The organism is Fructobacillus papyrifericola (assembly GCF_018437235.1).
GTDB lineage: Bacteria > Bacillota > Bacilli > Lactobacillales > Lactobacillaceae > Fructobacillus > Fructobacillus papyrifericola.
This window is the reverse complement of sequence record NZ_JAAMFJ010000003.1, coordinates 1-23,112: the sequence shown is the minus strand read 5'-3', so window position 1 is coordinate 23,112 and position 23,112 is coordinate 1. Positions and strand designations below refer to the sequence as shown.

The following is a 23,112-nucleotide window of genomic DNA, read 5'->3' as shown; positions in this document are numbered from 1 at the left end:
GAAAAATGAAGAGGGGGGTTGAAAATGGGAATTATCCAGGATTACTTAAGAAAACCGACTTATCGGTCTTTACTGTTTTCAAACGTTGCAGAAGCGTTGGGGGCTAGTCTCTTCAACATTACGATGGTCATTTACGCCGGTATGATGCCCAGTCACGCAGAACAGGGCTGGGCGCTAACGATTGTTGGCATTGCCAACTTCGTCCCCGGCCTCTATCAAATGCTAACCGGCTACTTTGCTGATCAAAAGCCCGAAAAAGTCCGTTCGGCCCGCCGGTTAAAGTTTGTGCAGGCTCTGGCCTACTTTTTCCTAGCGCTCTTCATTAACCAGCCCTTTAGCTGGTTGCTCTTTGCCCTCATCATTTTCGTGAACGTCTTTTCGGATTCGATTGGCAACTACAGCACCTCCCTACTGATGCCCATTCTACAAAAGTCGATTCGAAACGATGACCGAGAACGGATGACCGGCTTTGCCAATGGCGTGCTGCAGACCGCTTCTTTGGCCGGCCAGTTCCTTGGGTCGACCGTGATTGTGTTACTGGCCTATAACTACGCATCCTTTGCCATCATGAACGCCCTCCTCTTTGTCTTGAGTGCTCTCTTCTTGTTTCGGATAAAGAAGGCTTTACCAGCCAGCAATCCTGCTGAGTCAGCAAAAGTCAGCGATCAGGAAGCCAAACCAAAGTTCTTGGTTGCTCTGCTGGCTGCCCTAAAAGACGTTTTTTCTGTTCGGTTGCTTGGCTGGTACGTGTCCATCTACACGCTGTCGGGCTTTATTGGCGCTGCGATTGGCGAAGTGTCGGTCTTGGCCTTCCTGCGTCGACCAAGCATGCAAATTGTGAACTTTGGTTTTTCGGTGGCGACCATGGAAACGGTTTTTGCCGTCGGCGCCATTCTTGGTGCCCTGCTGCCTCTGCCCTTTATGAGACAGAAGACGATTGCAGAGGCACTAAGCCTTCAGATGATGAGCATTCTAGCTGTTGTTTTGGCCTTTTTCTACACTTGTCCCTTCTACATCACTTTTTTGCTAATGTTTATCTGCGCCTTTTGCCAGGGACAGGTGCAACCCAAGCTGTCGGCCTGGGTGGTGAACAATACCAAGGACCAACGCCTGGCCCTTTCGATGAGCATCATTTCGACAGCGACGACTTTTACACTGCCGGTCGGGCAATTAATTTTCATGTCGGTGGCCAATCTTTGGTCGGTCCAACTATCCTTCGGCCTGATGGCAGCCTATACGATTGTGCTGATTTTTTACGTGCGTTTTGTCCGTTTAAAGGAGCAAAAAGCGTAACAAAGGATAAAAAGGGGCTAAAAGCCCCTTTTTTATTTTGTAATAAAACGGTAAAAAAGCCCTTTGATAGCGGACGTTAAGCTGCTCTTATCGACCTTAATGAATTTTTATTAGTTAATTATTAGAAAATTATTTGAAAGTTAAATATTTATCTGATATTATTAATTCAACATTAAAAACGCCGGGAGGTCAGGAAAATGAAGAAATGGCAGAAGTGGACAACAGCCGTTGTTGTTGTCGCTGCTGTGGCGGGTGGAACCAAAGCAGCCGGATGGTGGGGCAGTAACCCCAGCTCCGATAAGAATACGTTGAACTATGCGATGTCTGCTGATGTGCAGACATTGGATACGTCAAAAGCAACCGACCAATATTCAAACTTGGTTTTGGGTAACACGGAATCAAACTTGTTGCGTGTGAACTCAAAGGGTGAACCAGCGCCTGACTTGGCAAAGTCATACAAGGTTTCCGATGACGGTTTGACTTATACAGTTGAATTGCGTTCAGGTTTGAAGTGGTCAGACGGTTCAAAGTTAACTGCCAAAGATGTTGTTTACTCATGGCAGCGAATGGTTAACCCTAAGACAGCTTCACAATACTCATACCTGGCTTCCGGTGTTTTGAACGCTGACGATATTATGGCAGGCAAGAAGGACGTTTCTGAATTGGGCGTTTCAGCTTCTGGTAACACGATTACCTTCAAGTTGGACCACGCAATGCCACAGTTCAAGTACCTCTTGGCCTTTGCGAACTTCGCTCCACAAAAAGAATCTGTTGTGAACAAAGAAGGCGACAAGTACGGAACGACTGCTGACAAGCAAATCTACTCTGGTGCTTACAAGTTCGAAGGTTGGAACGGAACCAACGGTAAGTTCAAGATGGTCAAAAACGACAACTACTGGGATGCCAAGAACGTGAAGACGAAGACGGTTAACTGGCAAGTTGTTAAGAACCCAGACACGGCTTTGAAGCTTTACAAGCAAGGTAAGATCGACCGCGTTTCAATCTCGAACTCACCTGAAATGTACTCAGCTAACAAGAACAACAAGGATGTTAAGTCAGCGGCCGTTGCCGCTGCTACTTACCTTGAATACAACCAGGCCAACAACGCCTTTTTGAAGAACCAAAAGATTCGTCAAGCCTTGAACTTGGCAACGAACCGTACGGAATTGGCTTCACAGGCAACTGGTGGAACTCGTGACGCCGCCGTTTCCCTCGTTTCAAAGGGATTGACGAAGACGACTTCTGGTGAAGACTTGGCTGCCTACGTAAAGCCTGGCTACACTTACGACAAGAAGAAGGCCCAACAGCTCTTCAAGGAAGGTTTGGCCGAAGTGAACCAAGGCAAGATGAAGATCAGCCTTGAAACTGATGCCGATTCCGTCATCTCAAAGAACACGGTTGACTACATCAAGCAGGCTTGGGAATCAACCTTCGGATCTGACATCGAAGTGACTGAAAAGGTTGTGCCATTCAAGCAACGTTTGAAGGATTCACAATCTGGCGACTTTGATGTTGTGGTTACGAACTGGAACGGTGATTACCAAGACGGTTCTACTTTCTACGACCTGTTCGCAAGCAAGGATGCCGGCTACAACGACGGTAAGTTCACTAACGAATCTTACTTCGCAGCCGTAAAGAAGGCAGACACGACGGATGCAACCAACGCATCTGCTCGTCAAGACGACTTCAAGGACGCTGAAAAGGCCTTGATGGACGATGCTAACATCAATCCACTTTACTCATGGAAGGCCAGCTCACTGGTTCGTTCAAACGTGAAGGGTGTTGTTGAAAGCCCAGTTGGATTAACACTTGATTTGACTTACGCACACCGTAAGTAATTGAAAGATAAGAGAGTCGGCGAAAGCCGACTTTCGTACATATTCGTAACTAAAAGGAGAGACCTTATGGCCCGCTATATATTGAAACGTGTATTGATCCTGGTTATCACTCTATGGATCGTGGTCACGTCCACCTTCTTCCTGATGCAGATTCTGCCGGGAACACCTTACAACAACCCCAAGCTGACGGCTTCTGCCATTGAACAGTTGAACGCCACCTACGGGCTGGATAAGCCGGTCATCGTTCAATACTGGGACTACCTGATTAACCTCTTGCACGGGGATTTGGGAACTTCTTTCCAGTACCAAAACCAGTCCGTTTCGATGCTGATTGGGCAGCGTCTGCCAATTTCAGCTCAGCTGGGTGTCCAGGCCTTGATTGTTGGTGTCTTGTTTGGTCTTTGGTTTGGTGCCCTTTCGGCCCGTCACCAAAACCAAAAGTTGGATGGCTTCCTGGGAGTTGTTTCAACCCTTGGAATTTCAACACCTTCCTTTATTTTGGCCATTGTCTTGCTCTTCGTCTTCGGCTACCAATTAAACTGGCTGCCGGTTTCTGGCTGGGGTGATTCGTTCTCCCAGACGGTTTTGCCAACGATTGCTTTGGCTGTTGGACCAGCCGCGATTACGACGCGCTTTGTTCGGTCTGAAATGATTGAAGTGTTGCATTCCGACTACATCCAATTAGCCCGGGCAAAGGGAATTGGTGAAGGTCAGGTTATTCAAAAACACGCCTACCGTAACTCGATGATTCCAATCTTGACCCTGATTGGCCCAATGACGGCCAACCTGTTGACGGGTTCAACCCTGGTTGAAAACATCTTCTCAATCCCTGGAATTGGGCAGCAGTTTGTGTCATCGATTCCGACAAAGGATTACCCCGTTATCATGGGAACGACCATTGTTTACGCCCTGATGTTGATGGTGATGATTTTGATCACCGACATTTTGACGGCCTTTGTTGACCCACGTGTCCGCTTAGACTAGGAGGAAAGTCATGGAAGCAAGTCAAGAATTTACCCTGGTCGGCATCAAAAACGAAGCCGCCACGGAAAAAATTAACAAGCCCACACTGACTTTCTGGCAGTCGGTTTGGCACCGCTTGAAGAAGAATAAGTTGGCCGTTGTGTCCCTTTACTTCTTGGCGGCTGTGGCCATCTTTGCTTTGGCTTCGACCGCGGTCGTTTCACAAAGCGATGCCAACCAATTTAATACAAACGCGGGGGCTAAGTATAAGAGCTTGCCACCAAAGTCCGGTCTGCCCATTCCACTCTGGGATGGAAAGGGAACGGTCCTTGGTTCCGCTGATAAAGTCGACGTTTATGAAAAGAACGACGTTAAGCAGAATTTCCTTTTTGGAACCGATAACTTGGGTCGTTCACTTGGAAAGCGTGTGACGGTTGGTCTTCGTATCTCGCTCTTCGTTGCCTTAGCCGCCACGGCCATTGACTTGGTCTTCGGTGTTTCCTACGGATTGATTTCCGGGTGGTTTGGTGGCTGGGTTGACACACTCATGCAGCGTATCATCGAAGTGATTTCGGCCATCCCGACTTTGGTTGTCGTGACCCTCTTGGCCATGCTCTTTGGTTCCGGAATTGGTTCCATCATTCTGGCCATCGCCCTGACAAACTGGGTCTCCATGGCTCGGCAGGTGCGAAACCAAACTTTGACCTTGAAGGAACGTGACTTTGTTCTGGCTGCCAAGACCCTTGGCGGTTCTGGACCAAAGATTGCCGTTAAGCACTTGGTGCCAAACATGGCCGGTACAATCATCGTGCAAGTGATGATGACGATTCCATCAGCCATCATGTTCGAAGCCGTTTTGTCCGCCATTAACCTGGGTGTGAAGGCGCCAACGGCTTCCCTTGGAACGCTGATTGCCGATTCACAGTCGATGCTTCAGTATTACCCATACCAAATTCTCATTCCAGCTACCATCTTGGTTCTGGTTTCCCTGGCCTTCATCCTCTTGGGCGATGGCTTGCGGGACGCCTTTGATCCAAAGATGTTAGACGAATAGGAGGCTTTTATGCCAGCTCCCGTTTTACAAGTTAAAAATCTATCGGTTTCCTTTCAAACCTACGCCGGTGTGGTCAAAGCCATTCGCGGGGTCGACTTTGACCTGAAGAAGGGTGAAACCTTGGCCATTGTCGGGGAATCAGGTTCTGGAAAGTCCGTTACGACAAAGACCTTGCTTGGTTTAAACGCCCAAAACGCGACCGTTTCAGAAGAAAGTCAGATTTTGCTCGGTGAGGAAAACTTGGCCGGTTATGAAGAAAGTGACTGGGACCAGGTGCGCGGTGCTAAGATTGCCATGGTTTTCCAGGATCCGATGACCTCATTGGACCCAACCATGACGATTGGTAAGCAAATTGCAGAACCCATGGAAAAGCACCTGGGCATGTCAGAAAAGGAAGCTTTTGCAGCGGCCCTGGCCTTGATGAAAGACGTTGGGATTCCTGATGCTGAAAAGCACATTAACGACTACCCACACCAGTGGTCTGGTGGAATGCGCCAGCGTGCCGTGATCGCCATTGCCTTGGCGGCCGAGCCGGACGTGTTGATTGCCGATGAGCCAACGACGGCTTTGGATGTGACCATCCAGGCCCAAATCATTAACGTGATTAAGGCCCAGCAGAAGAAGCGGGACATGTCCGTCATCTTCATCACCCACGACTTGGGTGTGGTGGCTGACGTGGCCGACCGCGTGGCTGTTATGTACGCCGGTAAGATTGTTGAAAAGGGAACGGTCAACGAGATTTTCTACAATCCAAAGCACCCCTATACTTGGGGACTTCTCTCATCCATGCCAACGACGTCAACGGCCCTCGGGTCCTTGCACGCCATTCCGGGAACACCACCCGATTTGCTTTACCCACCAAAGGGGGATGCCTTTGCCAACCGTAATGCCTATGCACTAGACATTGACCATGAGAAACAACCACCGTTCTTTAAGGTTTCCGATACGCACGAAGCCGCTACTTGGTTACTTGATGAACGGGCACCAAAGGTGGAGCCACCGGTTGAAATTCAAAAACGCCAAGCCTTTTGGCAGGAAAACTTTGTAAAGGAGGGGTAAGCCATGCAGAATCCCGATGCAAAAAAACAAGTGGCGATTCAGAACTTGACCCTGACTTTTAACAAGGGAAAGAAAAACGAAAACAAGGCCTTGGACAACGTCTCCTTCGACATTTACGAGGGGGAAACCTTCGGCCTTGTTGGGGAATCCGGTTCGGGAAAGACGACTTTGGGTCGTTCCGTCTTGAAACTGTATGAACCAGAATCTGGTTCGATCACCTTTGATGGTCAAGACATCACGAAGATGAAGCGCAAGGAGCTGGGCGACTTTCGTCGTCAGGCCCAGATGATCTTTCAGGATCCGCAGGCCTCTTTGAACGGTCGCTTGACGGTTTCAAACATTTTGGGCGAAGGCCTTGATGAAGCCGGTTATCCAAAAGATAAGGAAAAGCGCCGGAAGAAAGTCTTGGAACTCCTCCAAATGGTTGGCTTGAACGAGGATCACGCTTCTCGTTATCCACACGAATTTTCCGGTGGGCAGAAGCAACGAATCGGGATCGCCCGTGCCTTGGCCGTGAAGCCTAAGTTCATCATTGCCGATGAACCGATTTCGGCCCTTGATGTGTCCGTTCAGGCCCAGGTGGTCAACCTCCTGGCTCAATTGCAAAAGGACCACGGGCTGACCTACTTGTTCATCGCCCACGATTTGGCCATGGTCAAGTACTTGTCCGATCGAATCGGTGTTTTGCACTGGGGAAAGTTGGTTGAGTTAGGAACGGCCGAGCAGGTCTATAACCACGCCCTGCACCCTTACACCAAGTCCTTGCTTTCAGCCGTTCCGGAACCGGATCCTGTTAAGGAAAAAGCCCACCGCGTTGAAACCTACGACCCATCCTTTGAAAAGGACGGTCAGGAACGTGAAATGGTGGAAGTGGAACCGGGTCACTTTGTTTTGGCAACGCCAGAAGAAGTGGTCAAGTACAAGGACGCCCAACGATAGAATGACTTGAGAAGGTATTCTTTAAACGAGTAAAAGCAGTTAAGGCAGACATTGCGTCTAGCCCTAACTGCTTTTTTCCGGTAAAATAAAGACATTATGACAGACTTTAAACAAGCTTTGAAAACAAGGCGAACATTCGCCATTATTTCCCACCCCGATGCCGGTAAAACGACTTTGACGGAGCAACTCCTCCTGCACGGAGGGGTTATCCGCGAGGCCGGAACGGTCAAGGGTCGTGGGGCGAAGAAGATGGCCTCTTCCGATTGGATGGCCATCGAGCAGCAACGTGGTATCTCGGTTACCTCTTCCGTTTTGCAGTTTGACTACGATGGTAAGCGAATTAACATCTTGGACACCCCTGGGCACGAAGATTTTTCGGAAGACACTTACCGAACATTGATGGCCGTGGACTCGGTTGTCATGGTTGTTGATGCCGCCAAGGGTATCGAGCCACAGACTAAAAAGCTCTTTGAAATCGTGTCAAAGCGTGGAATCCCCGTCTTTACCTTCTTCAACAAGATTGACCGGGACGCCCGAGCACCATTGGATTTGGTTGATGAATTGGAATCGACGCTTGGCATTCAAGCCTTTCCGATGAACTGGCCAATCGGTTCCGGTCAGATTCTGCAAGGAATCTATGACTTGCGTCAAAAGGAATTGATTCCTTTCAAAAACGCCTCCGACCATCCCGAAGTGATGGCAGAGGGGATGGATGAGGTCGAACTGCTAGAAGATGCGGGAAACGACTTTGACAAAGAGGCTGTTGCTCATGGAAAGTTAACGCCGGTCTTCTTCGGTTCAGCTCTGGCCAACTTCGGTGTGACGGAGTTCTTGGAGCAGTACTTGCAGTACGCACCGGAACCAGCGGCCATTGAAACGGTCGATGACCAAGTCATGGAACCGACAAACGATCAGTTCTCTGCCTTTATCTTCAAGATTCAGGCCAACATGGATCCCCGGCACCGCGACCGAATCGCCTTTGCGCGAATTGTCTCTGGTGAATTCAAGAAGGGGATGGACGTGACTTTGTCGCGGACCGATAAGAAGCTTCGCCTGGCTAACGTGACCCAGTTTATGGCCGAGGAACGTGAAAACGTCCAAGACGCCGTTCCGGGTGACATCATTGGTATCTACGATACGGGAAACTTCCAAATTGGCGACACCATCTATTCGGGTAAAAAGAAGGTGACCTACCCCGATTTGCCAACCTTCACCCCAGAATTCTTTAACAAAGTCATTGCCAAGGATGTCATGAAGCAGAAGTCCTACCACAAGGGCATCACCCAGCTGGTTCAAGAAGGGACGATTCAGCTTTATAAGTCTTGGAACTCAAACGAGTACATCCTGGGTGCTGTTGGACAACTGCAGTTCGAAGTGTTCAAGTTCCGAATGGAAAACGAATACAACGTGGCCATCCAATTCGAGCCAATTGGTTCCAAAGTCGCCCGCTGGGTCGACCCTGACCAGGTCAACGAAAAAATGGCCTCGTCACGAAACCTCTTGGTCAAAGATCGCTACGACCGGCCCGTCTTCCTCTTTGAAAACCAGTTCGCCATGAATTGGTTTAAAGACAAGTACCCCGACGTGGACTTGGAAGCAAAAATGTAAATTTAGCAATGACAGTCACCGGTTGGTGGCTGTTTTTTGTTATCATAGAAAAAGAATTTAGATGGAGAGAAAGGGTTTATATGGCAAAGGTATTGAGAAAATTAACGAAGCAAACTTCGATTGCATCTGTGGTATATGTTTTAATCTTTTTTCTTGATAATCTAGTTGAACTGTTTTTAAATCGCAGTAGCCAAGGCTTTCAAACACATACTGGTGTTAAAATGGCCTTTGATGGTGCGGCGACCCTTTTCCCAGCACATTTTTCGTTAACGCAAGTTACTCTTATTCTCTATTTGATTTTTATTTTTATATGGCTAATGGCTTATTTCCGTTTTGTCTATGGAAAGGAGTTGCCGGATCCAATCGATTTCATACTGGCCTTTTTCAATTGAATACGTCATTATTCAAAAAGAGTGCTAGACTTGGGGTGTATAGAAGAAAGGAAGCAATCGCATGTTAACGCAATTAGTAACGGGTAGTGTTAGTGGACAACGTTTTGATAAGAAGTTGAACGAGGCTTTGAAGGAGTTGCAAAACCACGATCACGAGATTGTGGACGTTAAATACGCCCAATCGTTGGCCCGCGTTTCCGCTTTGATTTTGTACAAGTAATTCCAGTACAAGGCTGTCTCGAAAACAATTAAAAAGCCCTTCTGCTTTTATCCTGCGAATGGATTGAAAACAGAGGGTTTTTGTTTTACTTCTTTTTATTGTGATTTGATCGCACCCCAACCAATAGGAAAGCGGAATAGACCAAGAGAGCCAAGTTTAAGATGATACTGGTCGTGGCATCCTTTCCTAGTGGGCTAAAGATGTTCAGTGCTTCTAAAATGATGATGGCAGCTAAGAACCAGATGATGTGTTTTTCAATAAATTCTTTCATGTAAACTTCTCCCTGTGAATGTTTAGTTTTTTGAATTTTTATCAGAGTATTTATGGTAAATAGTATAACATATGCCATTTAGGACTTTTCTCATGCGACTTTGGCAAGGTGGGGGACTGAAATACCTGCTATAATAGGGAGTGGCGTTTTGCTAGCGAACGCTATATTAAATATGGGGTAGGAACCCGTGCGTTAAGTGCGCTGGAAACGGAATGTGGGCCAGCGACGAAACAGTTAATGTGCGGTACGGGTTTCGCATTCACCAATCGGTGGACGCTCCTTTGAGGAGGTTCAATAACATGAACAATACACGCACGCGCTTTTCAAAGTGGGGCTTGCCCATTTTGACCGTCCAACAGCTGGTCTTGCTGGCTGTTTTAATCGCCCTGTCCTTTTTGCTGGGCCGGCTGTCGATTACAACGCAGATTCTTCGAATCTCCTTTGTTTTCCTGGCTTCGTCTCTAATGGGCAAGTGGTTTGGGCCAATCTGGACCATGCTGGTCATGGTTCTTTCGGACTTTATCAAAGTCAGCTTCTTTTCCGGCGGCACCTGGTCGCCGGTGATGGCGGTGGGAGTTGCCTTATCCGGTTTGATTTACGGGGCCTTCTTCTTTCGTGAACGAAAGGAGGAGAAGCTCTCTTGGTGGACAATTGCCTTAGCGGTGCTGGCCATCACCCTTATCGTGAACTTGCTGATTAACACGGCGGCCATTATGATTCTCTATGCCAGCCACCGTTCCTGGTCCGTCTTTATGGGGATGCTGTCACCAAGGCTCATCAAGTCCGTGATTTTTTATCCAATCCAGCTGGTTCTGACCTACTGGGTGTTGAATAATCCAGCGGTCTTGGATTTGTCAAAGCGCTTCTTTTAAAATAAAAGCTCATTAAAAAAGCCGTTCTTTCTTAACAAAAGAACGGCTTTTTTGCATTAATTTTGCTGTGGAATATCCTTGTGGGACTTGTCCATGTTTCCGTGCACGAGGGCCGGGAAGACGAAGCGGTCCGACCAGGCGATGATGGAGCCCTGGCAGAGAAAGGCGAAGGCCGTTCCAATGTTTAGGGCAACGACCGTTCCTGACAGAAGCCAGCAGATCAAGGAAATGAAGATGGCCACGAAGAAGTTGGACATCTGAGCCTTGGGCGCCGATCCATGGAAGTAGGAGAAGCGCAGGATGTTGGTCAAATCATCAATTGGGTGGAGAATCACGTTCACCCGTTGGTAAATCGAGATGCCGACACCGATGGTGGAAAGACCAATGATGTCGATTACGACTTTGGACCAGAGGGGGAAGTGGTTGATCCCAAGCGTCATGAACCAGGAGGTAAAGAAGCCGGCCATCAACGAAAAGAGAATGCCGAAGAGGATGTTACCGAAAAAACGCCGCCAATCGAGTTTGCGAGCGAAGAAGATGTTGGCTGTGGCCACCAAAACGGTCGTCAACCCCAGGTAAAGGGCAATCGGTAGACCGGTTAGGTGGGCCAGGTTGGCAGCGCCGGCGGTCCAGGGAGCGGAACCGAGGTTGGTTGAGACGGAAAGGCCGTTTCCGAGCGCATCTAAGGTCAGCGAGAGAATGAAGTAAAAAAGAAATTGCTTGAAGGAAAGTTCAAAGTACTGTCCGTCGTGTTGGTGCATGAGCATTTTCCTCCTAGGTGTTTGAATTGCGGTAATTAACGAAGCAGTCGACTCTACGGTTCGTGCTAGAAGCTGCTCTTATTTGAGCGAGAGCTTGACGACCCCTTCCCAACGGGGGGTCTGGGGGAACATGTCGACTGGTTGGATGTAGTCGACCCGGTAGGCCGAATCGAGATCGCGTAAGTCCCGTGCCAAAGTCGAGGGATTGCATGAAATGTAGACAAACTTTTCTGGACGGGCCTTTAAAATGGCCTTTTTCAAGTCCTCTTCCAAGCCGGGCCGGGGTGGGTCAACGACTAAAGCGGTTGGCTTAAAGCCGTCCTTGGCCCACTTTTTGAAGACCCGGTCAGCCGAGCCAACTTCGTAAAAGGCGTTTTGGATGCCGTTTTCCGCTGCGTTTAGCTTGGCGTCTGCCACGGCTTCGGGGATGATTTCCATGCCGCGTACTTCCCTGACTTTGTAAGCCATGGAGAGGCCTAAAGTACCGACCCCGGCATAGGCATCAACCAGGCGATCTTCAGGCTGCAAGTCCAGGGCAGCCAGGGCAATTTCGTAGGTTTTTTCCATTTGTTCGTAGTTCAGCTGCAAGAAGGCCCTTGGGGAAAAGTTGAAAGTCAAACCCAAGATATCCTCTTGTAAGTAATCTTCACCCCAGAGCTTCCAGGTTTCCTCACCCCAGATTAAGGAAGATGAGTCGTCGTGCAGATTTAAGAAGAGTCCGGTGACTTCGGGCAAGTGCTTTTGCAAGTCGTTTACGATGAGCTCTTCGTCGGGTAGCCGATCCTCGGTAGCCACAATCGTTGCTTGTGCCAGGCCCTCCAGGTTGGTGCGGACAATCAGCGTTTTAACCAGGCCCTTCTTGGTCTTTTCATTATAAAAGGAAAGGGAGTGTCGGTCTAAAATTTGGCCAAGGGTACGGATGATGTGCAGGGTGCGGGGATCCTGGGTCGCCATTTCAGGCAAATCAACCAAGTCGTGGGTACCACGTTTGTACAAACCGATGGTCAGCTCACCCTTTAGCTTTCGAATTGGCAGTGAAGCCTTGTTGCGGTAGTGGGCAGGGTTTGCCATACCCAAGGTGTCGAGCACCTTGATTTGGTCGTAGCCAAGGGGCTTGAACTTTTCTAAGGCCTGGCCAATCAGGTCCTTCTTAAAGGCCAGTTGTGCCGGATAAGCCAAGTGGGCCAGTTCAAAGCCACCAACTAAGTCCGCGGCCGGGTCATCCGGAGTAACCCGGTCGGGCGAGGGTTCGCGCACGGTGACGGTCTTGGCCTCCAAGTACTTATCGGTGACCTTGGTGACTTTGGCAGTCACGACTTCACCGGGTAAAGCACCAGGAATGAAGGTGATCTTCTTTTTGAAGTAGCCAATCCCCTCACCGTTAATGCCAAGGCGCTTGATGGTCAGCGGAAACTTCTGTCCGACTTTGACCGAAACGTCAGAACGCCTTTGGCCCTGGTGATTTTTTTGAAAGTGTCCTGCAGGACGCTTTTTTTGATTGTTTTTTTTCTGATAATCGGTCATGGTCGCTCCTAGTCGATGGCTTTTAATTTAAAGGAATAGGTGTTGTCTTTTAGTTCGTATAGTTCGTGGATGTTTTGCATGAGCAGCAAGAGCCAGGAAATGCCCATGGTCAAAACGAAGATTTCGAAGGCTGTTAATGAGAAGTAGCGGACCCCGTAAAAGAGGATGGTTGAAAGCATCATACCAAGGGCGGCACCCAGTGAAAAGAGGTTGAATTCCTTGCTGGCGTTTGGCAGCAGGAAGTGGATGCTAATCATGGGTAGACCGGTTCCTAAAATCAAGAAGTTGGCCGCCGTATCGTGGGCGATGTGCAGCAGCCCAGGATCGTTCGGCAGGGCGCCGATGGCAAAGAGGCAGCCGGCATCAAAGGTCAAAAAGAGGCGCAGGACGATTAAGCGCCAGTTCTTTGGGAGCCGCTTTTGGATGGGCACAAAGAGGTAGTCAATCAGGGTTGCCCAGAGTAACCCGGCAATCATCAAGGTCGCGTTAAAGGTCCAGGAAAAGTCGGCCTTGGACGTTCCTAAAAAGGAGAAGTTGTGCTGCCACCAGAGCAGGCGAGAGTTGGTCACCATGGCCACCAAGACCCCGCAAACGATGGTGATGATCAACAAGAACATCATGAAAGTTGTTGAAACCAAAGTCGCCGAATAAATCATGACGTAGTTGACGACCGAGATGAAGAGAAAGAAGATGAGCGTGGCCGTCAGTGAATCGAAGGAGGCTGCCTGAAAGAGGTAGCCGATGGCCCAGAAGAGGGCGATCGTTACAAAGGCCTGAATCAGGGCAAAGGAAAGAAAAAGCGTGGGCGCCAGACGAATGGCGGTTTTCTTCTTAACCGTATCGTGCAGAGTAGTGATTTTTTGGAGATGGGTGTAGATAAAGGTGGCCATCCCGGTTAGTTCACCTAAGAAGATCACCCAAGTGGCAATCGAATCGGACCCGGTTAGGGGGACCAAGTCTTCCTTCTGCCAAATGGTGTAGAGGGCAAAAATCACGGTAGCAAGGACCGAAGGAATCAGGAAACGGCGGATGGACAGTTCCTGGTTTTGGTTTTCCTGGGCCTTTTTGGTCGGCAGGACTTTGAAAGCCTGGTTGGTCACCTGAATGTCGATCTGATCGCCATCTTCCAGATGCAACTCATCGACCACTTGGTCGGGAAGTTCAATTTCAAAACGTTTTTTTGCCACGTAGCTACCTCTTAAATAGGAAAAAAGTGAAGGCCGATGGACGGTACAATTGACCATCGGCGCCAATATACCTAGTTTAAAGGATTGTTAAAAAAATAGATATAGCACACTTGTGTTATATCACAAATGTGTTATACTAATAGTCGAGGAGGTTACAGAATGGTTAACAATGTGACAGAAGAGGAGGACGAAAATGGTCCGCTTCAATATTAAACGATACTTGGACGACAAGTCCTTAACAATTTATCGAGTGTCTAAGAATTCTGGTTACGGTTACACAACCATTCACCGGTCCTTTAACAAGGCGCAGTCACAAGCAACGTCCATGAACTTGCGTGACTTGGACGCCCTTGCCAAAGCACAGCACATCGCCATGTGGCAGGTGCTCCGTGAATTGGAAGAAAGCTACCGTCAACAAACAGACGGCTAACCGGTTGGTAACTTCCTAAAGACTTTTAAACAGTTCGACAAAATAATTACTTTATAAAGGTAGGTAAAATTATGGCATACCAAAACGATCCTTTTAATTCTGATATGAATGATATTTTTAACAACATGATGGGTGGCCTCGGCGGCATGAACTCTGAAAACCGTCGTTACCTCATCAACGGCCGGGAAGTAACGCCCGAAGAGTTTGCCCAATACAAGCAAACCGGGGTTCTGCCAAACGGCGCTGGCCAAGAAGGCCAAACGGCTGGTAACGGTCGTGTTAGTCAACAGGCTGGCAAGATTAAGCAGGACGGCATGCTCCAAAAGCTTGGCCGTAACTTGACTCAAGAAGCCAAGGATGGCTTGCTCGATCCAGTCATTGGTCGTAACAAGGAAATTCAAGAAACGGCCGAGATCTTGTCTCGTCGGACAAAGAACAACCCAGTTCTGGTCGGTGATGCCGGTGTTGGTAAGACGGCGGTCATCGAAGGTTTGGCTCAAGCCATTGTGGCTGGGGATGTTCCGGCCGCTATCCAAGACAAGCAGATTTACTCCATCGACATTTCACAGTTGGAAGCCGGTACCCAGTACCGTGGTGCTTTCGAAGAAAACGTGCAGAAGTTGATTGACGAAGTGAAGAAGGCCGGTAACGTCGTGCTCTTCTTTGACGAAATTCACCAAATTCTCGGTGCCGGTTCAACCGGTGACGGCGAAGGTGGTAAGGGCTTGGCCGACATTTTGAAGCCAGCCCTGTCACGTGGTGAACTGTCCTTGATTGGTGCCACTACACAAGACGAATACCGGAACACAATTTTGAAGAACGCGGCTTTGGCCCGTCGTTTCAACGAAGTCAAAGTCAACGCCCCTTCAGCAGAAGACACGCTGAAGATTTTGAAGGGTATCGCCCCATTGTACGAAAAGCACCACAACGTGGCCTTGCCTGACGATGTCTTGAAGGCAGCCGTGGACTATTCCGTTCAATACATCCCACAGCGTTCATTGCCTGATAAGGCCATCGACTTGATCGATATGACGGCCGCTCACTTGTCAGCACAAAATCCAGCAACCGATAAGGTTTCGCTGGAAAAGCGCCTGGCCGACTTGCAGGCTGAACAGGATCGGGTCGTAGCCGAAGAGGACTACGAAAAGGCCTTGTCCATCAAGAAGCAAATCAAGGACATTAAGCATGAATTGGAAAACGCCAAGGAAGCTAAGAAAGTCACGGCCACTGCAAACGATGTGGCTAAGTCCGTTGAACGCTTGACCGGAATCCCTGTTTCACAAATGGGTGCTTCAGACATTGAACACTTGAAGCAGATCGACAAGCGCTTGGCCGGAAAGGTCATCGGACAAGAAGAGGCCGTCAACATGGTTGCTCGGGCCATTCGTCGTAACCGTGCCGGCTTTGACGAAGGAAACCGTCCAATTGGTTCCTTCCTCTTCGTCGGACCAACCGGTGTTGGTAAGACGGAATTGGCCAAGCAATTAGCTAAGGACCTCTTTGGTACGAAGGAATCCATCATCCGCTTGGATATGTCTGAATACTCCGACCAAACGGCCGTTTCAAAGTTGATTGGTGCTACTGCTGGCTACGTCGGCTATGACGACAACGCCCACACGTTGACTGAAAAAGTCCGTCGTAACCCATACTCAATCGTCCTTTTGGATGAAATTGAAAAGGCCAACCCACAAGTGTTGACGCTGCTCTTGCAGGTCTTGGATGACGGTCGCTTGACTGATGGTCAAGGAAACGTCGTCAACTTCAAGAACACGGTTGTGATTGCCACGTCAAACGCCGGCTTCGGTGATAAGGAAGTCGAAAAGGGCGATTTGATGGACCGCTTGTCTCACTTCTTCCGTCCAGAATTCCTGAACCGTTTCAACGGTGTGGTTGAATTCTCGGCTTTGACGAAGCACGACTTGAAGCAAATCGTCAACTTGATGCTGGACGATGTCAATAAGACTTTGGCCAAGAAGAACTTGACCTTGACCATTTCAGACGAAGTCAAGGAACACTTGATCGAAGACGGCTACGATGAAGCCCTCGGGGCTCGTCCACTGCGTCGCGTCATCGAACAGCAAATTCGTGACCAAGTGACAGACTTCTACCTGGACAACCCTGACAAGAAGGCATTGTCTGCGGACATGGTTGATGGCAAGGTTGTCATCTCAGCCATTGAAGAAAAGAAGGCGAAGAAATAAAATCGGTGCAGCGAATTGCTGATTGCCTTTCATAAATAAAAAACGCGCTCCCAGAAGATCTCATCCTCTAGCTGGGGGCGTGTTTTTGTGTTGTCAATTATTTAGCAAAACGGCTAATCTAATTTAATGATGAATAGTTATTTTGCATCCAGATAGTCCATGACTTTTCTAGCAAGAAAGTCACTGCACGTCCCACCTAGCATGGCAATGGTCAGGAAGAGCAATGATGACCACCAAGTATTCAGTGCGTCGTATGGGAGAAAGCCATTAATGTAAATCAAGATGAGAATGGCTGGGATGAAGACGGCAAAAAAGGCCGCAACGGGATGCTTGGCTGCCAAGGGTTCCCTTTTTGGAAGGCCTTTATGGTCTCTCCAAAGAATCCAAGCCTGGTTAATGATCAGAAAAGAAAATAGATAGAAGGGTAGCCACATCGAGGATCGGCCATCGGAAGACGGATTGGTGACGAGGAAGAAAGTCATCAGCAGCCATAGTAGCAGGTAAATAACCAAGAGATTAAGGGGCTTTTTCAACTGCTTACGGAACAAATAGCCGATAAAAAACAGGATGACAAAGAGTGCGATAAAGGGCGCTAAGCCGAAATCTGAAAACATGGATACCTCTCGAAAATTTCTCTCTTGATTAGAATATTTAGTGATAGGTTATCATACTGCCCTAGAAATTCAAAAATCGACAGATGAAAAGCCGCTTGTGGTTCAGCAAAGCGACTTTGGTAGTGGCAAGCAAATAAAAATTCTCTGTTGATTAGTCTTCAATTTGGCGGAAGAGGACCATGATGCGCTTAGGACTTTGGCTTTCTCCAAAACCGGAACCGTAGCGGACTTGGAATTGAAGGATTTCAAGGTTGTTTTCTTCGGCATATTTGTTTACTTGCGTGTCCAAATCAACAGCTTTTCCCTTAGAGATGAGAGCGCCTTTTTTGTTTGGAATAAATTCGCGAAACTCTTTCATGAACGTTTGCATGGGGACTCCTTTTTTCTTCGGGGTGTGTGCTAGATTGAGCAGGAATTGGCGTTTGGACCATCTTCCATCGCAACATCAGCGTACTTCTCGTCAAAACGGCGGAATAAAACAGCCGCATAGCGGCAGTCGGGCTTTACTTTAGCGTCTTTTGAACGGGCCAAGTCGCAGACGGCATCGACCAGTTGTTGCGCAATGTTTTGGCCGCGCATGCTGGGGTCGACGTAGGTGTGATTCAGGGCTAGGACCTGCCCCTTTTCTTCAATTAAATAGGAAACTTCTCCGAGGCGCTTGTTATTTTCCTCGTAGTAGAACCAACCGGGTGCCGAAACAATGGCCATCGATTCCCTCCTTTTTGAAAGCTTTTCAATGTCGTATAATAAGAAAGATAATAAGTAAATTTTAGCAGAAAAGGTGGGAAATCACATGGCCACACGTGGATTTGAAATTGTAAAAAAATACGAAAAGGCGGACTTGAACCTGCCAAAGCGCTCAACGACTCAGGCAGCTGGCTACGACTTTGAAGCGGCTGAAGACAAAGTGATTCCCGCCCGTGGCTTGCAAGAGTCCATGAAGCCGGTCTTGGTTTCAACGGGAATCAAGGCCTACATGCAAGAAGGTGAATACTTGCAGTTGGTTTCCCGTTCCTCTGGTCCCATCAAGAAGAAGTTGATGATGCCAAACGGGGTCGGCATTGTGGATGGCGATTACTATAACAATGAAAAGAACGAGGGGGAAATCTTCTTCCAGTTCTTGAACTTTGGTGACGAAGACCTGCAAATCAAAAAGGGCGACCGGATTGGCCAAGGACTCTTCTTGCCATTCCTGCTGGCTGATCAGGATGGGGATGCCATCAAGACGATTCGTTCCGGCGGCTTTGGTTCAACCGGGGAGGCCTAATTCGTGGCCAAGACGAAAACACAATTTATTTGCTCCAACTGTGACTTTATTTCGGCCCGCTACTTAGGTCGCTGCCCAAACTGTGGGGAGTGGGGGACCTTTGTTGAGGAAAAGATTCAACCCGAAACCCAGTCGCGCAAGTCCCGGGTTGGCCTGGACGGTAAGGCGGCCAAGGTTCAGAAGATCAACCAGGTTTCCTTAGAAGACACGCCCAAAGTCGCCACTGACTTGCAGGAGTTAAACCGGGTGCTTGGCGGTGGTGTTGTTGCCGGCACCCTGGTGCTCATTGGTGGGGATCCGGGTATTGGAAAGTCGACACTTCTGCTGCAGGTATCCGGCCAGTTGGCCAGCCATGGTAAGGTGCTCTACGTAACCGGTGAAGAATCCGCTACCCAAGTCAAGATGCGCGCCGACCGCTTGGAAGTTGGTGGCGACGACTTTTACCTCTACCCGGAAACGGACATGGAGGCCATTAAGAAGCAGGTCGAGGAGTTGAAGCCCAACTACTTGGTGATCGATTCCGTGCAAACCATGCAGGAACCGGATCTGACCTCGCCGATTGGCTCCGTTGCTCAAATCCGTGAAGTCACGGCCGACCTGCTGCAGATTGCCAAGACCAACAACATTTCGATTTTCATCGTTGGCCACGTGACCAAGGGTGGGGCCATTGCTGGTCCAAAGATTTTGGAGCACATGGTTGATACGGTCCTTTATTTTGAGGGGGACCGGCACTACAAGTACCGGATTCTGCGAGCTGTCAAAAACCGCTTTGGGGCAACCAACGAACTGGGCATCTTTGAGATGCGGGAAAAGGGCTTGGCCGAAGTGGCCAACCCGTCCGAGATTTTCTTGGAAGAGCGGTTGGCCGGTGCAACCGGTTCGGCCATTGTGGCGACTTTGGAAGGGGAGCGGCCAATTTTGGTTGAACTCCAGGCCTTGGTGACGCCGTCCGTCTTTGGAAACGCCCAGCGAACGGCCACTGGTTTGGACCGTAACCGGGTTTCTCTGATCATGGCCGTTTTGGAAAAGCGGGCCAACTTGCTCTTGCAAAACCAAGACGCCTATTTGAAGGCGGCCGGTGGGGTGAAGTTGGACGAACCGGCCATTGACTTGGCCATCGCCGTTGCCATTGCTTCTTCTTACCAGGATAAGGAATCGCCGGCTTTGGACGTCTTCATTGGGGAGCTGGGTCTAACCGGCGAGGTCCGTTCGGTTTCCGACTTGGAAGGGCGCTTGAAAGAAGCCCGAAAGCTCGGCTTCGCCCGGGCCGTTGTGCCAAAGAACAACTTGGCCGGCGTGAAGGTGCCGGAAGGGCTCGAGGTGGTCGGCGTGTCGACCATCAAGGAGGCCTTGAAGCTGGCACTTGCTTGACCGACTTTAATCCATTCTTCCTAGCCCTGAAAGAACGGGCACTTTGTTGTATACTAATTAATAGAAATTTTTCAGCTAAGCTGACTGAGGAGAACTGAATTCATGACTGACGACTTTCGCGTCCGCTACGCCCCATCACCAACGGGCTACTTACACATTGGAAACGCCCGTACGGCTTTGTTTAACTGGCTTTTCGCCCGCCATTACAACGGCACTTTCGTTATCCGTATCGAGGATACTGATTCCGCTCGTAACATCGCCGATGGGGAAAAGTCACAATTAGACAACCTGAAGTGGTTGGGCTTGGACTGGGATGAATCACCAGAAAACCCTGGTGAATACGGACCTTACCGTCAATCTGAGCGAAACGAACAGGGCATTTACCAACCCTTCATCGATGATTTGTTGAAGCGTGGCTTGGCTTACAAGTCATACAAGACTTCTGAACAGTTGAAGGCCGAACGAGAGGCACAACAGGCTGCCAAGCAAGCCCCTCACTATATCTACGAATATGAAGGCATGAGCCAAGAGGAGCGGGAAGCCGAATACGAAAAGTTTGAAGCGGAAGGCTTGAAGCCCGTTGTTCGCATTCGTGTACCTGAGGAAAAGGTCTACGAATGGGATGACATCGTCAAGGGCCACATTTCAATCGGTGGAAAAGAAGTTGGTGGCGACTGGGTTATCCAAAAGGCCGACGGCATGCCAACCTATAACTTTGCCGTGGTTGTCGACGATCACTTGATGAAAATTTCTCACGTTTTGCGTGGGGATGATCACGTCTCAAACACGCCAAAGCAGATGATGGTTTATGACGCCTTTGGTTGGGATATTCCAAAGTTTGGTCACATGGCCTTGATCATCAACGCGGCAACGGGAAAGAAGTTGTCAAAGCGTGACAACGATATCCTGCAGTTCGTGGAACAGTACCGCGAACTTGGTTACCAACCAGAAGCCCTGGATAACTTCATCGGCCTCTTGGGCTGGTCACCAAAGGGTGAAGACGAAATCTTCTCACTGGAAGAATTCAAGAACATGTTTGACGAGCACCGTTTGTCAAAGGCCAACGCCAAGTTCGACCAAAAGAAGTTGGAATGGATTAACAACCAGTGGATTCGTCGCGACAAGGACCGCATCATGCCACAGTTGATCGAGGAATTGGTTAAAGCCGGTCTGATTTCAGAAGAAGAGGCCAAAGCCAAGCAGGACTGGTTGGCTGAAGCCATCGACGTTGCCGGTGTGGATGGCATCTCCTATACCCGTCAAATCGTTGACTTGATGCGTGAGCCCTTCTTCCAATTGGGTGAAGTGACCGATGAAATGACGGATTACCTGACTTCCGAGGCTGGTCAAAAGGTTTTGGCTGCCTGGAACGACGCCTACCGGGCCCTTCCAGAAGATGCGGATGCCGAAACCTACATGAAGACGATTCGCGCCATTCAAAACGAATTGGAAATCAAGGGTCGTGAACTGTGGAACCCAATTCGGATTGCCACGACACACCAGATTCAGGGTCCTAACTTGCCAGAGCTGCTTGTTCTATTGGATAAGAATAGCGTTTTGAAGACTATGGACGAAATCAACGCCAAGTACTTGGCCTAAATTCATTGCGAGAGCCGAAGGGCTTTCGCTTTTTTGTTATAATAAGAAAAAATGTAAAAGGACGACGACACATGCAGACGGTTTACAACACCTATAGCCTTGAAAAAGAAGGCTTTTCTACTATTGAAAAGAACAAGGTGCGCATGTATCTTTGTGGTCCGACGGTTTACAACTACATTCACATCGGCAACGCCCGCTCCTCGGTGGCCTTTGACACCATCCGTAAGTATTTGGAATGGCGTGGCTTCGAAGTAAATTTCGTGTCCAACTTTACCGATCTTGGTGATAAAGTCATCGCCCAGGGTGAAAAGGAGGGATTGACCGAAGCCGAAGTGGCTGACAAGTATGCCAATGCTTTCTTAGAGGATGCCGCGGCTTTGAATATCGAACCAGCCACGACGCGGCCAAGAGCAACCCAATATATGGAAGAGATGGTGGCCTTTGTCGAAAAGCTGCTGGCCCAGGGCCAGGCCTATGAGGTCAACGGCGATGTCTACTTTAAGACCAACCAGTTCAAAGACTACGCCGTTTTGTCCCACCAAAACATGGCCGAGTTGAAGAAGAATGCGGCTGGTCGTTTGGACGGCGACGACCAAGACGAAAAGCAAAACGACACGGACTTTGCCCTTTGGAAAAAAGAGGAGCGTCCGGGCGTGACGGCCTGGCCTTCTCCGTGGGGACCGGGCCGCCCCGGCTGGCACCTGGAGTGCTCGGTGATGATTGATTCGCTCTTGGGCGAAACCATCGATATTCATGCTGGCGGCATTGACTTGGCCTTTCCGCACCACACAAACGAGTTGGCCCAGTCGGTTTCTTACCATGACAAGCCTTTTGTTCATTACTGGTTGCACAATGGCTTTGTGAACGTGAACGATGAAAAGATGTCTAAGTCCTTGGGCAACTTCGTCACGATTCACGACCTGTTAGCAGATGAGACCATTGATCCGCAGGGCGTGCGCTACTTTTTGGTCAAGACCCACTACCGCCGCCCGGTTGCATACTCTCGCGATCGTTTGGACCAGGCCCAGCAGGAAGTCGACAAAGTCTACCGGACCATGCGGGCCCTGGGCCAAAAGGCTGGGTCGGCTGGCGAGGTCGATGCGGCCCTTTCGGAGCAACTGACTTTGTTGAACGAGCGTTTCATCGGCGCCATGGACGATGACTTTAACGTGGAGAATGCGCTGACCGTTGTCTTTGAGGCGCTGACTTTGGCGAACAAGACTCTGCAGGCTGGGGGCTCTGCTGCTGAGGCGGCGTTGTTGCAAAAGCAGTTGGCGGACTGGTTGCACATCTTTGGCCTGGACGACTTTGAGGAGAAGCGGGATTTGCCAGTGGATGCGAAAGTCTTGTTGGAACGACGGGCAGCGGCTCGAGCGGAGAAAGACTTTGCGGCTTCCGATGACTTGCGCGATCAGCTGAAAGCCATGGGGATCCTTGTTAAAGACGGCCGTGATGGCCAGTCAATTGAGTGGTTGTGAAAATCACGAACAAAACGATAAAATAAATCCGATAGAAAAGAGTAAAAACGAACGTTTTTACTCTTTTCTTATTAAGTCCCTGTAAATGACAATTTATGCACAATTTCTAAAAAAACCATTGACCAACCCCCAAGCAGCCGGTATACTAATTATTGTTCCTTGCGAGGGACT

23 protein-coding genes and 1 riboswitch are annotated in these 23,112 nt (G+C 49.2%); of the genes, 16 read left to right on the top strand and 7 right to left on the bottom strand.

Annotation, left to right across the window (positions count from 1 at the left end):
- The first annotated feature begins 24 nt into the window (after positions 1 to 24).
- The 9 genes from G6R28_RS05515 to G6R28_RS05475 all read left to right on the top strand — a co-directional run bounded on the left by G6R28_RS05515 (position 25) and on the right by G6R28_RS05475 (position 9,366).
- Positions 25 to 1,293, top strand: a complete 1,269-nt coding sequence (locus G6R28_RS05515) for an MFS transporter (RefSeq protein ID WP_213793245.1) — start codon at positions 25 to 27, stop codon at positions 1,291 to 1,293.
- 197 nt (positions 1,294 to 1,490) lie between these two features.
- On the top strand, positions 1,491 to 3,131 hold the full coding sequence (locus G6R28_RS05510; RefSeq protein WP_213793244.1) for a peptide ABC transporter substrate-binding protein: 1,641 nt from the start codon (positions 1,491 to 1,493) through the stop codon (positions 3,129 to 3,131).
- A gap of 66 nt (positions 3,132 to 3,197) precedes the next feature.
- Positions 3,198 to 4,115 (top strand): ABC transporter permease, encoded by a 918-nt coding sequence (locus tag G6R28_RS05505; protein ID WP_213793243.1) that lies wholly within the window; start codon positions 3,198 to 3,200, stop codon positions 4,113 to 4,115.
- A gap of 10 nt (positions 4,116 to 4,125) precedes the next feature.
- Positions 4,126 to 5,148, top strand: coding sequence for an ABC transporter permease (locus G6R28_RS05500; protein ID WP_213793242.1), 1,023 nt, complete (start codon positions 4,126 to 4,128; stop codon positions 5,146 to 5,148).
- Between the two features lie 9 nt (positions 5,149 to 5,157).
- Positions 5,158 to 6,207, top strand: a complete 1,050-nt coding sequence (locus G6R28_RS05495) for an ABC transporter ATP-binding protein (protein ID WP_213793241.1) — start codon at positions 5,158 to 5,160, stop codon at positions 6,205 to 6,207.
- Between the two features lie 3 nt (positions 6,208 to 6,210).
- Positions 6,211 to 7,146, top strand: a complete 936-nt coding sequence (locus G6R28_RS05490; RefSeq protein ID WP_213793240.1) for an ABC transporter ATP-binding protein — start codon at positions 6,211 to 6,213, stop codon at positions 7,144 to 7,146.
- Positions 7,147 to 7,242: 96 nt separating this feature from the next.
- The gene (locus tag G6R28_RS05485; protein ID WP_213793239.1) at positions 7,243 to 8,754 is read left to right on the top strand and encodes a peptide chain release factor 3; all 1,512 of its coding nucleotides are present in this window, start codon (positions 7,243 to 7,245) and stop codon (positions 8,752 to 8,754) included.
- An 8-nt stretch (positions 8,755 to 8,762) separates the two neighbouring features.
- Entirely contained in the window at positions 8,763 to 9,146 is a 384-nt protein-coding gene (locus tag G6R28_RS05480; RefSeq protein ID WP_213793238.1) for a hypothetical protein, read from the top strand.
- Between the two features lie 61 nt (positions 9,147 to 9,207).
- Positions 9,208 to 9,366 (top strand): hypothetical protein, encoded by a 159-nt coding sequence (locus tag G6R28_RS05475; RefSeq protein ID WP_213793237.1) that lies wholly within the window; start codon positions 9,208 to 9,210, stop codon positions 9,364 to 9,366.
- A gap of 85 nt (positions 9,367 to 9,451) precedes the next feature.
- On the opposite strand, the gene G6R28_RS05470 is transcribed toward G6R28_RS05475, so the two are convergent.
- Positions 9,452 to 9,637: a hypothetical protein gene (locus tag G6R28_RS05470; protein WP_213793236.1), complete on the bottom strand. Its 186-nt coding sequence runs from the start codon at positions 9,635 to 9,637 to the stop codon at positions 9,452 to 9,454.
- Between the two features lie 171 nt (positions 9,638 to 9,808).
- Positions 9,809 to 9,904: riboswitch (THF riboswitch) on the top strand.
- 32 nt (positions 9,905 to 9,936) lie between these two features.
- Here G6R28_RS05470 and G6R28_RS05465 point away from each other — a divergent pair.
- Positions 9,937 to 10,509 carry a folate family ECF transporter S component gene (locus tag G6R28_RS05465; protein WP_213793235.1) on the top strand — a complete coding sequence of 191 codons (573 nt, stop codon included), beginning with the start codon at positions 9,937 to 9,939 and terminating at the stop codon, positions 10,507 to 10,509.
- 56 nt (positions 10,510 to 10,565) lie between these two features.
- Here G6R28_RS05465 and G6R28_RS05460 read toward each other — a convergent pair whose 3' ends face one another.
- The 3 genes from G6R28_RS05460 to G6R28_RS05450 form a co-directional block, all read right to left on the bottom strand.
- Positions 10,566 to 11,270, bottom strand: coding sequence for a YczE/YyaS/YitT family protein (locus tag G6R28_RS05460; protein WP_213793234.1), 705 nt, complete (start codon positions 11,268 to 11,270; stop codon positions 10,566 to 10,568).
- A 78-nt stretch (positions 11,271 to 11,348) separates the two neighbouring features.
- Complete coding sequence (gene rlmD, locus G6R28_RS05455) at positions 11,349 to 12,794, bottom strand: 23S rRNA (uracil(1939)-C(5))-methyltransferase RlmD (RefSeq protein WP_213793233.1); 1,446 nt, start codon at positions 12,792 to 12,794, stop codon at positions 11,349 to 11,351.
- Between the two features lie 8 nt (positions 12,795 to 12,802).
- Complete coding sequence (locus G6R28_RS05450) at positions 12,803 to 13,981, bottom strand: DUF998 domain-containing protein (RefSeq protein ID WP_213793232.1); 1,179 nt, start codon at positions 13,979 to 13,981, stop codon at positions 12,803 to 12,805.
- Between the two features lie 193 nt (positions 13,982 to 14,174).
- Here G6R28_RS05450 and G6R28_RS05445 point away from each other — a divergent pair, with 193 nt between their 5' ends.
- Both G6R28_RS05445 and G6R28_RS05440 read left to right on the top strand, forming a co-directional pair.
- Positions 14,175 to 14,411, top strand: a complete 237-nt coding sequence (locus G6R28_RS05445; RefSeq protein ID WP_213793231.1) for a transcriptional regulator — start codon at positions 14,175 to 14,177, stop codon at positions 14,409 to 14,411.
- A gap of 71 nt (positions 14,412 to 14,482) precedes the next feature.
- Positions 14,483 to 16,612, top strand: a complete 2,130-nt coding sequence (locus G6R28_RS05440; protein WP_213793230.1) for an AAA family ATPase — start codon at positions 14,483 to 14,485, stop codon at positions 16,610 to 16,612.
- 137 nt (positions 16,613 to 16,749) lie between these two features.
- On the opposite strand, the gene G6R28_RS05435 is transcribed toward G6R28_RS05440, so the two are convergent.
- From G6R28_RS05435 to G6R28_RS05425, 3 genes are all read right to left on the bottom strand, one after another.
- Positions 16,750 to 17,226, bottom strand: a complete 477-nt coding sequence (locus tag G6R28_RS05435; protein ID WP_213793229.1) for a hypothetical protein — start codon at positions 17,224 to 17,226, stop codon at positions 16,750 to 16,752.
- 151 nt (positions 17,227 to 17,377) lie between these two features.
- Positions 17,378 to 17,596, bottom strand: coding sequence for a hypothetical protein (locus G6R28_RS05430; RefSeq protein WP_213793228.1), 219 nt, complete (start codon positions 17,594 to 17,596; stop codon positions 17,378 to 17,380).
- A gap of 29 nt (positions 17,597 to 17,625) precedes the next feature.
- Positions 17,626 to 17,934: a GNAT family N-acetyltransferase gene (locus G6R28_RS05425; RefSeq protein WP_213793227.1), complete on the bottom strand. Its 309-nt coding sequence runs from the start codon at positions 17,932 to 17,934 to the stop codon at positions 17,626 to 17,628.
- A gap of 85 nt (positions 17,935 to 18,019) precedes the next feature.
- Here G6R28_RS05425 and G6R28_RS05420 point away from each other — a divergent pair, with 85 nt between their 5' ends.
- The 4 genes from G6R28_RS05420 (at position 18,020) to cysS (ending at position 22,941) form a co-directional block, all read left to right on the top strand.
- A complete protein-coding gene (locus tag G6R28_RS05420; protein ID WP_213793226.1) occupies positions 18,020 to 18,493 on the top strand; it encodes a dCTP deaminase/dUTPase family protein in 474 nt (157 codons plus the stop codon).
- A gap of 3 nt (positions 18,494 to 18,496) precedes the next feature.
- Entirely contained in the window at positions 18,497 to 19,864 is a 1,368-nt protein-coding gene (gene radA / locus G6R28_RS05415; protein ID WP_213793225.1) for a DNA repair protein RadA, read from the top strand.
- A 102-nt stretch (positions 19,865 to 19,966) separates the two neighbouring features.
- Entirely contained in the window at positions 19,967 to 21,463 is a 1,497-nt protein-coding gene (gltX, locus tag G6R28_RS05410) for a glutamate--tRNA ligase (protein ID WP_213793224.1), read from the top strand.
- Between the two features lie 71 nt (positions 21,464 to 21,534).
- Entirely contained in the window at positions 21,535 to 22,941 is a 1,407-nt protein-coding gene (gene cysS / locus G6R28_RS05405; RefSeq protein WP_213793223.1) for a cysteine--tRNA ligase, read from the top strand.
- Positions 22,942 to 23,112: the final 171 nt, after the last annotated feature.

Coding starts and splice junctions, on each gene's coding strand:
- G6R28_RS05515 (WP_213793245.1), top strand. CDS start 25: ATGGGAATTATCCAGGATTACTTAAGAAAACCGACTTATCGGTCTTTA.
- G6R28_RS05510 (WP_213793244.1), top strand. CDS start 1,491: ATGAAGAAATGGCAGAAGTGGACAACAGCCGTTGTTGTTGTCGCTGCT.
- G6R28_RS05505 (WP_213793243.1), top strand. CDS start 3,198: ATGGCCCGCTATATATTGAAACGTGTATTGATCCTGGTTATCACTCTA.
- G6R28_RS05500 (WP_213793242.1), top strand. CDS start 4,126: ATGGAAGCAAGTCAAGAATTTACCCTGGTCGGCATCAAAAACGAAGCC.
- G6R28_RS05495 (WP_213793241.1), top strand. CDS start 5,158: ATGCCAGCTCCCGTTTTACAAGTTAAAAATCTATCGGTTTCCTTTCAA.
- G6R28_RS05490 (WP_213793240.1), top strand. CDS start 6,211: ATGCAGAATCCCGATGCAAAAAAACAAGTGGCGATTCAGAACTTGACC.
- G6R28_RS05485 (WP_213793239.1), top strand. CDS start 7,243: ATGACAGACTTTAAACAAGCTTTGAAAACAAGGCGAACATTCGCCATT.
- G6R28_RS05480 (WP_213793238.1), top strand. CDS start 8,763: ATGACAGTCACCGGTTGGTGGCTGTTTTTTGTTATCATAGAAAAAGAA.
- G6R28_RS05475 (WP_213793237.1), top strand. CDS start 9,208: ATGTTAACGCAATTAGTAACGGGTAGTGTTAGTGGACAACGTTTTGAT.
- G6R28_RS05470 (WP_213793236.1), bottom strand. CDS start 9,637: ATGAAAGAATTTATTGAAAAACACATCATCTGGTTCTTAGCTGCCATC.
- G6R28_RS05465 (WP_213793235.1), top strand. CDS start 9,937: ATGAACAATACACGCACGCGCTTTTCAAAGTGGGGCTTGCCCATTTTG.
- G6R28_RS05460 (WP_213793234.1), bottom strand. CDS start 11,270: ATGCACCAACACGACGGACAGTACTTTGAACTTTCCTTCAAGCAATTT.
- rlmD (WP_213793233.1), bottom strand. CDS start 12,794: ATGACCGATTATCAGAAAAAAAACAATCAAAAAAAGCGTCCTGCAGGA.
- G6R28_RS05445 (WP_213793231.1), top strand. CDS start 14,175: ATGGTCCGCTTCAATATTAAACGATACTTGGACGACAAGTCCTTAACA.
- G6R28_RS05440 (WP_213793230.1), top strand. CDS start 14,483: ATGGCATACCAAAACGATCCTTTTAATTCTGATATGAATGATATTTTT.
- G6R28_RS05435 (WP_213793229.1), bottom strand. CDS start 17,226: ATGTTTTCAGATTTCGGCTTAGCGCCCTTTATCGCACTCTTTGTCATC.
- G6R28_RS05430 (WP_213793228.1), bottom strand. CDS start 17,596: ATGCAAACGTTCATGAAAGAGTTTCGCGAATTTATTCCAAACAAAAAA.
- G6R28_RS05425 (WP_213793227.1), bottom strand. CDS start 17,934: ATGGCCATTGTTTCGGCACCCGGTTGGTTCTACTACGAGGAAAATAAC.
- G6R28_RS05420 (WP_213793226.1), top strand. CDS start 18,020: ATGGCCACACGTGGATTTGAAATTGTAAAAAAATACGAAAAGGCGGAC.
- gltX (WP_213793224.1), top strand. CDS start 19,967: ATGACTGACGACTTTCGCGTCCGCTACGCCCCATCACCAACGGGCTAC.
- cysS (WP_213793223.1), top strand. CDS start 21,535: ATGCAGACGGTTTACAACACCTATAGCCTTGAAAAAGAAGGCTTTTCT.